The organism is Pseudomonas sp. NFR02, assembly GCF_900119375.1.
GTDB lineage: Bacteria > Pseudomonadota > Gammaproteobacteria > Pseudomonadales > Pseudomonadaceae > Aquipseudomonas > Aquipseudomonas paracarnis.
The window spans coordinates 963,218-976,542 of record NZ_FPJJ01000001.1 but is presented as its reverse complement, the minus strand read 5'-3'; the positions used below and the strand labels follow the sequence as shown (position 1 = coordinate 976,542).

Annotated in this window: 15 protein-coding genes; 10 read left to right on the top strand and 5 right to left on the bottom strand. The window is 62.9% G+C overall.

The genetic code is table 11. The annotated features are described in order from the left end of the window. The first annotated feature begins 177 nt into the window (after window positions 1–177). Together BT199_RS04780 and BT199_RS04775 are read left to right on the top strand one after the other, a co-directional pair. Window positions 178–429: a type II toxin-antitoxin system HicA family toxin gene (locus BT199_RS04780; RefSeq protein WP_014718823.1), complete on the top strand. Its 252-nt coding sequence runs from the start codon at window positions 178–180 to the stop codon at window positions 427–429. Further along, window positions 426–791 carry a type II toxin-antitoxin system HicB family antitoxin gene (locus tag BT199_RS04775; protein ID WP_014718824.1) on the top strand — a complete coding sequence of 122 codons (366 nt, stop codon included), beginning with the start codon at window positions 426–428 and terminating at the stop codon, window positions 789–791. The genes BT199_RS04780 and BT199_RS04775 overlap by 4 nt, the downstream gene beginning before the upstream one ends. Here BT199_RS04775 and BT199_RS04770 read toward each other — a convergent pair whose 3' ends face one another. Beyond that, entirely contained in the window at window positions 792–1,964 is a 1,173-nt protein-coding gene (locus BT199_RS04770) for an MFS transporter (protein WP_072434031.1), read from the bottom strand. A gap of 132 nt (window positions 1,965–2,096) precedes the next feature. Between BT199_RS04770 and BT199_RS04765 the strand changes: the two genes are divergently transcribed. Continuing rightward, on the top strand, window positions 2,097–2,684 hold the full coding sequence (locus tag BT199_RS04765) for a TetR/AcrR family transcriptional regulator (RefSeq protein ID WP_072434030.1): 588 nt from the start codon (window positions 2,097–2,099) through the stop codon (window positions 2,682–2,684). On the opposite strand, the gene BT199_RS04760 is transcribed toward BT199_RS04765, so the two are convergent. Both BT199_RS04760 and BT199_RS04755 read right to left on the bottom strand, forming a co-directional pair. Further along, window positions 2,668–4,023 carry an MATE family efflux transporter gene (locus BT199_RS04760; RefSeq protein WP_072434029.1) on the bottom strand — a complete coding sequence of 452 codons (1,356 nt, stop codon included), beginning with the start codon at window positions 4,021–4,023 and terminating at the stop codon, window positions 2,668–2,670. The genes BT199_RS04765 and BT199_RS04760 overlap by 17 nt on opposite strands. Window positions 4,024–4,103: 80 nt before the next feature. Further along, on the bottom strand, window positions 4,104–4,934 hold the full coding sequence (locus BT199_RS04755) for an IclR family transcriptional regulator (RefSeq protein ID WP_020303060.1): 831 nt from the start codon (window positions 4,932–4,934) through the stop codon (window positions 4,104–4,106). A gap of 242 nt (window positions 4,935–5,176) precedes the next feature. Here BT199_RS04755 and BT199_RS04750 point away from each other — a divergent pair, with 242 nt between their 5' ends. From BT199_RS04750 to BT199_RS04720, 7 genes are read left to right on the top strand one after another with little or no spacing between them, the layout of a single operon-like run. Beyond that, window positions 5,177–6,205: an ABC transporter ATP-binding protein gene (locus tag BT199_RS04750; protein WP_072434028.1), complete on the top strand. Its 1,029-nt coding sequence runs from the start codon at window positions 5,177–5,179 to the stop codon at window positions 6,203–6,205. Next, window positions 6,202–7,047 carry an ABC transporter permease gene (locus BT199_RS04745; protein ID WP_014718830.1) on the top strand — a complete coding sequence of 282 codons (846 nt, stop codon included), beginning with the start codon at window positions 6,202–6,204 and terminating at the stop codon, window positions 7,045–7,047. Before BT199_RS04750 ends, BT199_RS04745 begins: the two co-directional genes overlap by 4 nt. Before the next feature lie 4 nt (window positions 7,048–7,051). After that, a complete protein-coding gene (locus BT199_RS04740; protein ID WP_020303062.1) occupies window positions 7,052–7,846 on the top strand; it encodes an ABC transporter permease in 795 nt (264 codons plus the stop codon). After that, window positions 7,846–8,136, top strand: a complete 291-nt coding sequence (locus BT199_RS04735) for a (2Fe-2S)-binding protein (RefSeq protein ID WP_014718832.1) — start codon at window positions 7,846–7,848, stop codon at window positions 8,134–8,136. The genes BT199_RS04740 and BT199_RS04735 overlap by 1 nt, the downstream gene beginning before the upstream one ends. Next, window positions 8,133–9,476, top strand: coding sequence for an FAD-dependent oxidoreductase (locus BT199_RS04730; protein WP_014718833.1), 1,344 nt, complete (start codon window positions 8,133–8,135; stop codon window positions 9,474–9,476). Before BT199_RS04735 ends, BT199_RS04730 begins: the two co-directional genes overlap by 4 nt. Next, the gene (locus BT199_RS04725; RefSeq protein ID WP_014718834.1) at window positions 9,473–10,570 is read left to right on the top strand and encodes an NAD(P)/FAD-dependent oxidoreductase; all 1,098 of its coding nucleotides are present in this window, start codon (window positions 9,473–9,475) and stop codon (window positions 10,568–10,570) included. The genes BT199_RS04730 and BT199_RS04725 overlap by 4 nt, the downstream gene beginning before the upstream one ends. Window positions 10,571–10,583: 13 nt before the next feature. Beyond that, window positions 10,584–11,615, top strand: coding sequence for an ABC transporter substrate-binding protein (locus tag BT199_RS04720; RefSeq protein WP_014718835.1), 1,032 nt, complete (start codon window positions 10,584–10,586; stop codon window positions 11,613–11,615). 3 nt (window positions 11,616–11,618) lie between these two features. Here BT199_RS04720 and BT199_RS04715 read toward each other — a convergent pair whose 3' ends face one another. Beyond that, window positions 11,619–12,266, bottom strand: coding sequence for an isochorismatase family protein (locus BT199_RS04715; protein WP_072434027.1), 648 nt, complete (start codon window positions 12,264–12,266; stop codon window positions 11,619–11,621). A 222-nt stretch (window positions 12,267–12,488) separates the two neighbouring features. After that, window positions 12,489–13,262, bottom strand: a complete 774-nt coding sequence (locus tag BT199_RS04710) for an L-iditol 2-dehydrogenase (RefSeq protein ID WP_014718837.1) — start codon at window positions 13,260–13,262, stop codon at window positions 12,489–12,491. Window positions 13,263–13,325: the final 63 nt, after the last annotated feature.

Sequence of the window (13,325 nt, the reverse complement as noted above, 5' to 3'; positions counted from 1 at the left end):
AAAGGCACGTCGTCCCTATAAAACGAACCGGGCGGGGAAAAATTAGCGGGGGAATGGGTGGCGCCGCACAGGCTGTCATCGGGGGTTACATCAATCCCCGCGAAGCCGCACGAAGCTGAGCTAGCATTGACGAACACCACTTTTTGCAACTACATTTAGTTGCACGCAGGGAACGCCGTGTCCAAGAATGAAAAGCTGCTCGCCAAACTGCTCAATGAGCACATGGCATTTACCTGGTCTGAGCTCGTCACGTTATTACGCCGATTGGGATACACACAGATTGAAGGGGCCGGAAGCCGGGTCAAGTTCGACATGGGCGACCCCAGCGCAATGATCACCCTGCACAAGCCTCACCCCGGCAACGAACTGAAACACTACATTCGGCGCCAGATCATCGAACAATTGAAATCAGGAGAACTGATTCAGTGAACAACCAACTGAAACACAAAGGCTACATCGGCTCCATCGAAGCCAGCCTCGAGGACAACTGCCTGTTTGGTAAAATCCTGTTCATCAAGGCATTGGTGAGCTATGAAGGCAAAACTGTGGCTGAACTGGACGCAGCCTTCCGTGGCGCGGTGGATGATTATCTCGCTACCTGCCAGAGCCTGGGGCACACGCCGGAGAAACCGTGCAAAGGTTCATTCAACGTACGCGTCGGGCATGACTTGCATTTGGCCGCTGCCCTGGCGGCAAACCGTAAGAAAGTGACATTGAATGATCTCACGCGTCAGGCACTGAACGAATTTCTGCAGCATCACTACCCAGAGCCATGCCCGACGATTGGCTGACTATCCCAACCGCCGGTAACCCACTACCGCCGAGCCCGCAACCACCGCCCCTGCCGCCAGCGCCACCCAGAATCCGCTGGTGGCGCCAAAGTGGTCGATCATCCATCCCGAACTAGCGGCGCCAATGGCCACGCCTATGCTCAGGCCGGTGATCAGCCAGGTCATGCCTTCGGTAAGGCGGCTGGCCGGGACGATCTGCTCCACCATGGCCATCGACACAATCAAGGTGGGCGCAAAGAACAGCCCGGAGATAAAGATTGCAGCGGCCAAGCCGGGAATATTGCTCACCAGCAGCAAGGGCAAGGTGGTCAACGCCGTGGCTACGCCGCAGTACAGGAACTGGCGTGGCAACGGTGCCTTGAGTTTGAGGGCACCGAAGGCCAACCCCGCCAGGCACGAACCAATGGCATACACCGACAGCACGATACTCGCCGCCGCCGGCTGGCCCTGATGCTGGGCGAAGGCCACGCTGACCACATCCACCACGCCGACGATCACGCCCATGGCCAGCAGCAAAATCATCAGGATCAATACCGACGGCGAAGCAATCAGCCAGCGACCGTGCGCGCCTTGATGCGGGTGTATCGCTGGCTCGGTTTGCCGTTGCAGCACAAAGGTGGTGACGCCCACCGCCAGCAATAGCACCGCCACCAGGGGCCCGGCTTCTGGGAACACCGCCACGCTCAACCCCACCGAAATGGGCGGGCCGATGATGAAGCACACCTCATCGAGTACCGACTCCAGGGCAAACGCGGTTTGCAGCCTGGGCTGGCCACGGTACAACTCGGTCCAGCGCGCCCGCACCATGGCCGACATATTGGGCATGCAGCCCGCCAGCGCGGCGAACAGAAACAGCGTCCAATTCGGCGCCTGCAACCGCGTACACAGCAGCAACATCAATAGCGCCCCGCCGCCGATCAGCGCGGCAATCGGCAGCACCCTGCCCTGGCCGTAGCGGTCCACCCAACGTGACACTTGCGGCGCGCAAATCGCCGTGGCCAGGGCAAACACCGCCGCCACCGAACCGGCCAGGCCATAGCCGCCATGTACCTGGGACAGCATGGTGATCAGGCCGATGCCGGTCATGGATATCGGCATGCGCGCCAGCATGCCCGCGAGCACAAAGGCCCGGGCACCGGGGACCTGGAATAACTCAGCGTAGGGGTTTGCCATCCTGCTTGACCTCTTGCTCGACGCCCTGGGCTTGCTATCTGAATCCATCAGGGCAAAATACATACGACGCGTATGTGGCAGATCATGCTTCGCATACGCAGCGTATGTCAATCACTTAACCAAGAGACGCCCATGAGCCGAGCCCGAGCTGAAATGATCGAAGACACCCGCGCCCGCCTCATAGCGAGCGCGCGCCGGGCCTTCGCCACCCAAGGCTATGCCAATACCTCGATGGATGACTTTACTGCCCGTGCCGGCCTGACGCGCGGTGCGCTGTATCACCACTTTGGTGACAAGAAAGGGCTGCTGGGGGCGGTGGTCGCTCAACTCGACAGCGAGATGGACGCGCGCTTGCAACGCATCTCGGAGCAGGCCGTAGAGCCTTGGAGTGGTTTTTGCGAGCGCTGTCGCGCCTATCTGCGCATGGCCCAGGACCCGGAAATCCAGCGCATTGTATTGCAGGATGCCCCGGCGGTACTGGGCGACACTGGCTCCCAGCAACACTGCGTGGAGTCCTTGCGCCAATTGCTGGAGACCCTGATGCAAGCGGGCCTGATGCCTACGGCCCCCAGCCACGCACTGGCGCAGTTGATCAACGGCAGCCTGGTTAATACCGCGTTGTGGATTGCCCGGGATGAACACCCGGGCACACGGCTGGAGGAAGGCTTGCAAGGCCTGGAGTTGCTCTTGCGCGGCCTGAGCCTCACACCAACCGCTTGATCTGCTTATGCCGCCACACCAAGCGGTAATAGGCGATCTGCAACACCAGCATCGCCAGGTAGGTCACCGGAAATGCCATCCACACTCCTTCCAATCCGAAGTGGGCGTTGAACAGATAGGCCATTGGCAGTTCCACGCAGAGCACGCAGAAGATCGAGATCGCCACCGGCATCAGCACCACCCCGCTGGCGCGCATGATGCCGCCAATCACCGCCTGGAAGCCAAATACCAGAATGCTCCAGAGCATGATGTGCAGCAGGTGTTCGGCCCGTACCCGTGCGCTGTCGTCGGTGATGAACAGGCCCAGCAACCAGTGGGATAGCCCATAGCCGAGCACGATCAAGCCACCTGTGAGGCACAGGTTGATCACAAGCCCCGTGCGCAGGATCGGCCCGATGCGCTCCAGGCGCCCGGCGCCAATCGCCTGGGCGCCGAGGATCGAGGCGGTGATGGCAATCGACAGCGCCGGGAACTGTACATAGTTGACGATCTGCGTCACCGCGCCATAGGCCGCCGTGGCCTGGGAACCGTGGCCGTTGACCAAAGCCAGGATGACCAACTCCGACAGCGATAGCACCACCATCTGCAAGCCCGTCGGCAGGCCGATGCGCAGGACTTTGCCGAGGATAACGCGGTCCAGGCGCAAGGCCGCAAGCAGCTCGCGGTCTGGCGCCATCACGTGTTTTTTGTGGCGCAGGCGCAGGATCAGAAACAGCATCGCCAAGGCGTTACCCACCAGCCCGGCATACACCGCACTCTGGATGCCCATGGGTGGCAGGCCGATCCAGCCGCGAATCAGCGCAGGCGTGAGCAGCAAGCCCACCAGGGTGGAGACCATCAATGCCAGCAACGGCGAAATCGTGTCGCTGACGCCACGCAGCAGTTGGGTATAGAGGATAAACACCAGCAGCAACGGCATGATCAACATCATCATCTGGGCGTAACCCACCGCATCGTCGAGCACATCCACCGGCGTGCCCAACGCCTGCAATGCCGGGCGCGCAAACAGGCTGCCCAGCACGGCGGCCACCAGGCCCACCAACGCGCCCAGGGTCAGGGTGGCACCGGTAATCATCTTGACCATTCCGGTCTCCTGGGCGCCCCATGCCTGGCCGATCAACACCGAGGCGCCCGCCCCCAGGCCGATCACCAGGGCGATAAAGAAAAACACGATGGGAAACATCCCCGACACCGCGGCCAAGGCCTGGGTGCCCAGCATCTGGCCGACGTAAATGCCGTTGAGGGTGCCGGAAAAGCTCTGCAGGAAATTGGACAGCACCATCGGTGCCAGGAACAACAGATAGATTTGCCACAGCGGACGTTGCAAAGGGTTTTGCATGAAAAATGGGGCCTCGAATCACGAAAGCGTCTCAGGGTTATACCGTAACTGGATCCAATATGCTGTTGTGAAGGCCCGGGTTAACCCCCAAAGGTCTGCGACGGCCTGCGCAACGTCGGGTCAAACGGATTGAGCCGCGGCCCGATGGCCGCCGCCTCGCGCTTCAACAACTCCACCACCATCGGCAAGCGGCTCGGCCCCAGGCGGTCGCTGATGGTCGCCACGCTCAACGCCGCGACCGCGTACCCGTCGCGGTTGAGGATGGGCACCGCCAGCCCTGCCATACCTTCCAGCACACCGGTGTTGCGTGCTGCATAACCCAGCTTGCGCACGTTCTCAACTTCGGAGCGCAGCAGCACTTCGTCGTACAGGTGGAAGTCCTTGAGCCGTGGCAGGTTGTAGCGGATCACCGTCTCGCGCTCTTCTTCCGGCAGAAACGCCAGGATCGCCAGGCTGCCCTGCCCCACACCCAAGGCCACGCGCCCACCGATATCGCCGGTGAAGGTACGAATCGGGTACGGACCCTCGCTGCGGTCCAGGCAAATGGCGTCGAAGCCGCTGCGCGCCAGCAGGAACAGCGAGTCCCCCAGCGACGCGCTCAGGCGCAACAGGCTGGGGCGCACCAGGTCGCGCAGGTTGCCGGTCTTGCCCGCGTTGGCCGCCAACGCGAAGAACTCCAGACTCAAGCGATAGCGTTTGCTGCGTGCATCCTGCTCAACCATGCCTTCGTCCATCAGGCTGCGCAGCAGACGATGGGTGGTGGGTTGGGACAAGCCCACCTGTTGGGCGAGCTGGGTGACCCGCTCGCCGCCCTCGGGTACCTCCCCCAGGGCTCGCAGCACAGCAAACAACCGGGAGACGCTGCCCGCACCGACTTCTTTGCCACCATCAATTCGCTCAATGGAATCCATAACACCTAATCTCGTTAATAATTCTGCTCAATGAATAAATCGCAAAATAGTAGTCCGTTGAGTGAAATTCCACCTTCCGCCCATCCTAGTCTTCGTCCTAATCTGCGTCCACAGGGGCGAATTGAACAACAACCGGCAGCCGACTTGAGATCGAGCGCCAACGCACCGGCACCGCACTTTTCGCATCTGCCCAAAACAAGAAAGCGCGTTTAGACGCGACTGAATAAAGGTGGAACGCAAACATGGCATTTCTCCAACTCAAGGCCTTGAGCAAACGCTATGGCGCCGTCGATGCGGTGGTCGCCACTGACCTGGCGGTGGAACAAGGCGAGTTCGTTTCCCTGCTCGGCCCTTCAGGCTGTGGCAAGACCACCACCCTGCAAATGATCGCCGGTTTCGTCGACGTCAGCGGCGGCCAGATCCTGCTCGACGGTCGCGACATTACCCACGCAAAACCCGCCAGCCGTGGCCTGGGCGTGGTGTTCCAGAGCTACGCGCTGTTCCCGCATATGAGCGTGCGCGACAACGTCGCCTTCGGCCTGAAGATGCGCAAGGTGTCGGCGGCCGACATCGCCACCCGCGTCAATACCGTGCTGGAGCTGGTGCGCCTGGCCCAGCATGCGCAGCGCTACCCTCGTGAGCTGTCCGGCGGCCAGCGCCAGCGCGTGGCCCTGGCCCGTGCGCTAGTGATCGAACCGCCGGTGTTGTTGCTCGATGAGCCGCTGTCCAACCTCGACGCCAACCTGCGCGAAGAGATGCAATTTGAAATCCGTCGTATCCAGTGCGCGGTGGGCATCACCACCCTGATGGTCACCCATGACCAGGCCGAAGCCCTGTCCATCAGCGACCGTGTGGTGGTGATGCAGGCCGGGCGTGTGACCCAGATCGACGCGCCGTACAAGCTCTATGAGCACCCGCGCACGCGGTTTATCTCGGACTTCGTCGGCAAGGCCAACCTGCTGGCCGGCGACTACGATGCGCTCGGCGCACCCCAAGTGCGTCACGACGGCACCGCAGGCGAACTGACCCTGAGCCTGCGCCCGGAAAAAATCCAACTGGTGGAGCCGGGCACCGGGCGCATACAAGGCAAAGTGCTGGACCGCTACTTTTTCGGCAGCCAATGGCTGTACCGCGTCCACACCGCCCTGGGCGAAATCACCGTGGTGCGCAGTAACGACGGCAGCGCACCTTTGGCTAACGGCGCGGTGGTGGGCCTGCAATGGCAGGCCGATTTGCTGCGGGTACTGGCCGCCGATGAGGTGCACCCATGAGTCGCGGTTACCTGCTCTCGCTGCCAGCGCTGGTGCTGTTTGCCGGGCTGCTGATCGTGCCGCTGGGCTTGACCCTGGTGCTGTCGTTCAATGTGTTTGACTACCAAGTGGGCGTGAAGGTCGATGAGTGGACCTTGGCCCATTATTGGGCGCTGTTGAGCGACGCCTACTTCTACGAGATTTTCTGGCGCACGTTCTGGATCAGTGCCCTGGTAACGCTGCTGTGCGTGGTGATCGGCGTGCCGGAGGCTTACATCCTCAGCCGCATGGGCACGCCGTGGCGCTCGATTTTCCTGATAGTGATCCTCACACCGCTGCTGATCTCGGTGGTGGTACGCGCGTTTGGCTGGAGCCTGCTGCTGGGTGCCGACGGGCTGATTAACCAAATGATCCAGGCTCTCGGCGGCAGTCCGATGAAGCTGCTGTATACGCCCTTCGCCGTGATCATCGCGTTGGTGCACGTGATGCTGCCGTTCATGATCATCCCGGTGTGGACCTCCCTACAAAAGCTCGATCCGTCAGCCGAACAGGCGGCGTTGTCCCTGGGCGCCAGCCAAGCGACGGTGATGCGCAAGATCGTATTGCCCCAAGTGATGCCCGGTGTGCTGTCCGGCACATTGATCGTGTTCGGCCTGGCCGCCAGCTCCTTTGCGATCCCCGGTCTGCTGGGCGGGCGACGCCTGAAGATGGTCGCCACCGTGGTGTACGACCAGTACCTCTCGGAACTCAACTGGCCCATGGGCGCGACCCTCGCGGTGGCGCTGCTGTTGGTCAATCTGCTGATCATGCTGAGCTGGAACCGTATGGTCGAAGGCCGCTACAAAAAGTCCCTGGGGGTTTAAGCGCATGTCCAGAAACGGTCCGTTGGCCCTCGGTTTCCATGCAGCGGTGGTGCTGTTCATGATGGCGCCGCTGGTGGTGGTGTGCCTGGTGGCATTCACGCCAGAGAACACCTTGAGCCTGCCCACGTCGGGCTTCTCCCTGCGCTGGTTTCGCGCAGTGTTCGAACGCGCTGACTTTATCCAGGCGTTCTACAACAGCCTGATCCTGGCCTTCACCGCCGCCACGCTGGCGACCCTGATTGCGGTGCCGGCGGCCTTGGCGATCAGTCGCTATGCGTTCCCGGGGCGCAATTTTTTCAGCGCGCTGTTCCTGTCGCCCATCATCATTCCGCACCTGGTGCTAGGGGTGGCCATGCTGCGCCTGTTTGCGCTGATGGGCGTAAACGGCAGCTTTACCTGGCTGATGCTCGCGCACGTGGTGATCATCACCCCCTACGTGCTGCGCCTGGTATTGGCGGCGGCCATCGGCATTGATCGCAGTGCCGAGCAGGCCGCCGAATCCCTCGGCGCCGGGCGCTTTACGCTGTTCCGGCAGATCACCTTGCCAATGATTTTGCCTGGCGTGGCCGGTGGGTGGTTGCTGGCGTTCATCAACAGTTTCGATGAAGTGACCCTGTCGATTTTCGTCAGCTCGCCGGCCACGCAAACCCTGCCGGTGCGCATGTACGTGTACGCCACCGAGTCCATCGACCCGATGATGGCGGCCGTTTCGGCGCTGGTCATCGCACTGACGGCAGCGACCATGATTGTGCTCGACCGGGTCTACGGCCTGGACCGCGTACTGGTGGGGAAACACTGATGGCCTTGTTCAAGCGACTGAGCGAAACCCAACGCCCTGCCCTGGCCTTTACCCTCGACGGCCAACCCGCCACGGGGCTGCTCGGCGACACCCTGCTGACCGCCATGCTGACCTGTGCCGAGCACCTGCGCGGCAGCGATTTCAGCGCCGAGCGCCGCGCCGGGTTTTGCCTGATGGGTGCGTGCCAGGATTGTTGGGTGCGGCTGGCCGATGGGCGGCGGGTGCGCGCCTGTTCGACCCTGCTTGAAGACGGCCAGGCGATCAGCCGTGACCCGGGGCGCCAGCCATGAAGCCGGTGGTGATTGTGGGTGCAGGCCCGGCGGGGATCAGCGCGGCGCGCACGTTGCTCGACCACGGCATCACACCTTGCCTGGTGGATGAGAGCCCGCGCGGTGGCGGGCAGATTTATCGGCGCCAACCTCCAGGGTTTCAACGCACCGCCAGGCAGGTCTACGGGTTTGAAGCGCGCAAGGCCCAAGCCGTGCACCGCACCATGGATGAACTGGCAGCCTTGATCGACTATCGGCCCGATACCTTGGTGTGGAACGCCGAGGACGGTCGCCTGGACATGCTCAATAACGGGCGCGCCGACAGCCTCGAATACGCGCAGGTGATAGTCGCCACCGGCGCCACCGACCGCATCCTGCCTGTGCCGGGCTGGACATTGCCCGGTGTCTACAGCCTGGGCGCGGCACAAATCGCCTTGAAGTACCAAGGTTGCGCTATTGGCGAACGCGTGGTGTTTTGTGGCTCCGGGCCGCTGCTCTATTTAGTCGCGTACCAATACGCAAAGGCCGGTGCCAAGGTGCTGGCGGTGCTTGACAGTGCGCCGCTGAGCGCCCAATGCCGGGCCTTGCCAGCGCTGCTCAGGCAACCGGCGACCCTGGCCAAAGGCATGTATTACCGCGCCTGGCTGACCGCCCACGGGATTGCCGTGCATCAGGGCGCAATGCTCAAGCAGATCGACGGCGACCAACGGGTGCGTGGCATTCGCTTCGGCGAACAGACCCTGCCATGCGATGCGGTGGCCTTCGCCCATGCCCTGCGCAGCGAAACGCAATTGGCCGATCTGCTCGGCTGTGAGTTTGCCTGGAACCCGCTCAATCGCGCCTGGCTGCCGCAACGTGACAGCGCCGGGCGCAGCAGTGTCGAAGGGGTGTACCTGGCGGGCGACGGCGCCGGGATCATGGGCGCCGATGCCGCGCAAATGGCCGGCGAATGTGCCGCGCTGGCGTTGCTGGAAGATACCGGCGTCGCGGTCGACCCGCACCGCCGGGCCACACTGGAGCGGCAGTTGGCGCGTATCCAGCGCTTTCGCCAGGGCCTGGAAACCGCGTTCCCCTTCCCCGAGCACTGGGCCGCGCAGGCGCCGGACGAACTGGTCCTGTGCCGCTGCGAAGAGGTCAGCGTCGGCGAGGTGCGCGCCGTGGTGGATGAAGGCCACTGGGAAATTAACCGGGTCAAAGCCCATTGCCGCGTCGGCATGGGCCGCTGCCAAGGGCGCATGTGCGGGTTGGCGGCGGCGGAAATCGTAGCAGAGCGCAGCGGCCGCGACCTCCCACAGATCGGGCGTTTGCGTGGCCAGGCGCCGATCAAGCCGCTGCCGTTTGGCGTGCAGGTGCAGCCATGATCGACGTCATCGTCTTGGGGGGTGGCATCGTCGGGGCTTCGGCGGCCTTGGTGCTCGCGCAAAAAGGCCAGCGGGTGGCACTGGTAGAACGGGATTTTTGTGGCTCGCACTCAAGCGGCGTCAATTACGGCGGCGTGCGGCGCCAGGGGCGGCCCTTGCATCAGTTACCGCTGTCCCAGCGCGCTCACCAACTGTGGGCCGACCTGCCTGGGTTGATTGGTATTGAGGGTGAATACGTGCGCTGCGGGCATTTGAAGCTGGCGCGCAGCCCCGGGGATTTTGCCGCACTGCAAGCCTACGCCGATCAGACCCGTGGCTTTGGCCTGGGCTTGCAGCTGTTGGACCGCAGCGAGTTGCGCAAGCGTTTTCCCTGGGTGGGCGACGTGGCAGTGGGCGCCTCGTTGTGCCCGGATGATGGGCATGCCAACCCGCGGCTGGTGTCCCCAGCCTTTGCCCGTGCCGCCCAACGCCATGGCGCTGCGGTGTACGAGCAAGCCGAGGTGATCCGCATCGCGCACGACAGCCGACTGTTCCAGGTGCACTGCGCCAACGGCCTGCACTTGCAAGCGCCCTGGCTGCTCAACTGCGCCGGCGCCTGGGCTGGCAAGGTCGCCGCGCAATTGGGCGAGCCGGTGCCGATTATCTCGGCGCACCCGGCAATGCTGGTCACCGAGCCGCTGCGGGGAGTGATGACCGTCAGCACCGGCGTCGAGGGCGGCGGCATCTATGCCCGGCAAGTCGCCCGTGGCAATTGCATCCTCGGCGGCGGGCGCGGCTTTGCCCTCGGCCCACAGCAAGCCCGGCCGGGCCAGGCGGCGGTGCTGGAGATCCTGCGCAATGCCGGCGAACTCTACCCGTTTCTCCAGGGAGCCCAGGCCATTCGCACCTGGAGCGGCACCGAAGGTTACCTGCCCGACCACGAACCGGTGATCGGCCCCAGCAGTACCCAACCCGGCCTGCTCCACGGCTTCGGCTTTGCCGGCGCCGGGTTCCAGCTCGGCCCCGCGGTTGGTGAAGCCCTGGCAGAGATCGTCTGCGACGGCGCCAGCCGCCAACCCATCGAAGCATTTTCCATCCGTCGTTTCCAAGCCTGAGAGGAAAAACCCCATGCAATCACGTCTCGCGTTGTCCTGCTTGTCCCTCGCCTTGCTCACCAGCACGGCCCATGCCGCCCCCACGCTGTACCTGGGCATGAACGGCGGTACCATGGAACGGGTGTACGCCGACAAGGTGCTGCCCGCCTTCGAAAAGGCCAATAACGCCAAGGTCGTGATCGTACCCGGCACCTCATCGGACATTCTTGCCAAGGTCCAGGCCAACCAGGCCAACCCGCAGATGCATGTGATGTTCCTCGACGACGGCATCATGTACCGCGCCATCTCCATGGGCCTGTGCGACAAGCTCGCGCCGAGCCCGCCACTGGAACAGATCCCGGCCAAGGCCCGAATCAAGGACGAAGCCGTGGCCGTGACCCTGGGCGTCACCGGCCTTGGCTACAACGCCAAGATGTTCAAGGACAAAGGCTGGGCCGCGCCCACCTCATGGATGGACCTGGCCGACCCGCGTTTCAAGGACAAAGTGGTGTTCCAGTCCCTGGCCTCCTCGACCTTCGGCCTGCATGGTTTCCTGATGTTCAACCGCATCCAGGGTGGCGATGAAAGCAATGTGGAACCGGGTTTCAAGGCCTGGCCTACGACCGTGGGCCCCAACGTGCTGGAATACATCGCCAGCTCCGCAAAGATCTCCGAGATGGTGCAGACCGACGAGGCCGCGATCTTCCCCCTGACCCCGACCCAGGTCGCCACGCAAAAGCTGCTCGGCATACCGATGGAGTACGCGCAGCCCAAAGAAGGTGCGGTGGTGCTCAACGTGGCCGAATGCGTGATCGCCCGCAATGACCAGCCGGAACTGGCGCAGAAGCTCGCAGCGTTCTTGCTGACTGCCGAGGCCCAGGCGCCGGCGTTGGAAGAAGGTGACCAGATCCCGTCGAACCCGACCACCCCCACCACCGACAAAACCCGCGCGCGGGTGGAGGCCATGCAGAGTTATCTGCAAACCGCCATTTCGATTGATTGGGACCAGGTCAACCAGGCACGGCCGCAGTGGAATGCGCGGTGGAGTCGGTCGATTGAGCGTTGAGGCTCAGCCCTGCGCAATCAGGGCCAGTTCTTCGCGGGTGCGACTGATGTATGCACCGGCCTTGAGCAATTCGTCGACAGCCTGTACACCGCCCTCCTCGCTGATGCCTCGGCACGCCGGCAAATGCAGGATCACTTGCAAGCCGGCCTTGAGCAATTGCAACGCGGTAGTCTTGACGCAATAGTCCAGCGCCAGGCCGCCGACGATCACGCGGGCCACGCCGTGGGCCTTGAGGTACTCGATGACGCCGGTGGACAGTTTGTGGTGCAGGTCGTGGTAACAGGCGCCGTAGGGGTGCAGGTCGGGCTCGACCCCTTTCCAGATGAAGTAGTCGTAGTCATAGGGGGTGGGCAACTCATCGAGCAGGGTGAACCCTTCGGTGCCGGGCACGCAGTGGCTGACCCAGGTCACATCGGCATGGGCCAGGCCGGTGGGTTGCAGCATCTCGCTGTGCTGCCCGACCACCCAGGGTGCGTGGGGGGTGTGGGCGTCCTTGCTGCCGATGCGGTGGCCGGCGAGACTGGCCATGTAATTGAGTTCGGCACCAATGCCATCGCCACCGGCCACTGGCAACTCGTTGGGACACAAAGGCGTGAAGCTCTTCTGGGCGTCGACGTCGAATGAAGCGATGGCAGCTTTCGAAAGGCTCATGGTCGTTCTCGGGTGGTCTGCACGTACGACCGCCTCCGGGCGAGCGTAGAAATCTTGAAGTATGGAACAGTTTACTGCGGGGATCGATGCGTTGCTGACTTACCCTATTCTCCAGAACGCTGAAGTTCAAAGGTGGGAGCTGGCTTGCCTGCGATGAGGCGAGTGAATCCACCAACGCTATCGCAGGCAAGCCAGCTCCCACAGTTGGATCAGCGTCAACCGCTAGTTCATCCAATTGCCGCCATCGACGTTATAGGTCTGGGCCACCACATAGTCGGCGTCCGTCGACGCCAGGAAGATCGCCATGCCGGTCAGGTCTTCAGCCGTGCCCATCCGCCCAAACGGCACCTCATCCCCTACGCGCTTTTTCTTCTCGCCAGGCGCCAGCCCTTCATGCCTGGCGAACAACGCATCCACTGCGTCCCAATGCTCGCCGTCCACCACACCGGGGGCGATGGCATTGACATTGATGCCCTGCTTGATCAGGTTCAACCCCGCCGATTGCGTCAGGCTGATCACCGCCGCCTTGCTCGCACAATAAACTGCCACCAACGGCTCGCCTCGCCGCCCGGCCTGGCTGGCCATGTTGATGATCTTGCCGCCATGCCCTTGGCTGATCATCTGTCGGGCTGCGGCCTGCAGGGTGAACAGGGTGCCGGCGACGTTGATCGAGAACAGCCGTTCAAAGCTGTCGCGGGTGATGTCGACGATGGGGGCCAGGTCGAACAGGGCGGCGTTGTTGATCAGGATATCGAGCTTGCCAGCGTGGCTCACCACTGTGGCGATCGCCGCGTCGATGGAGGCCTGGTCGGTGACGTCCATCGCCACGGCGTAAGCCTGGGGCCCCAGTTCGGCGGCGGTGGCCTGGGCCTGTTGCAGGTTGATGTCGGCGATGGCCACGGTGGCGCCTTCAGCGATGTAGGCTTGGGCGAACGCACGGCCAATGCCTCGCGCCGATCCGGTGATCAGCGCGCTTTTACTTTCGAGTCGTTTCATGGGGGCTCCTGTGAAGGTTATTGCCGGTAGCCGGTGAACACCGCCGAGAACAGCTTGCCGACC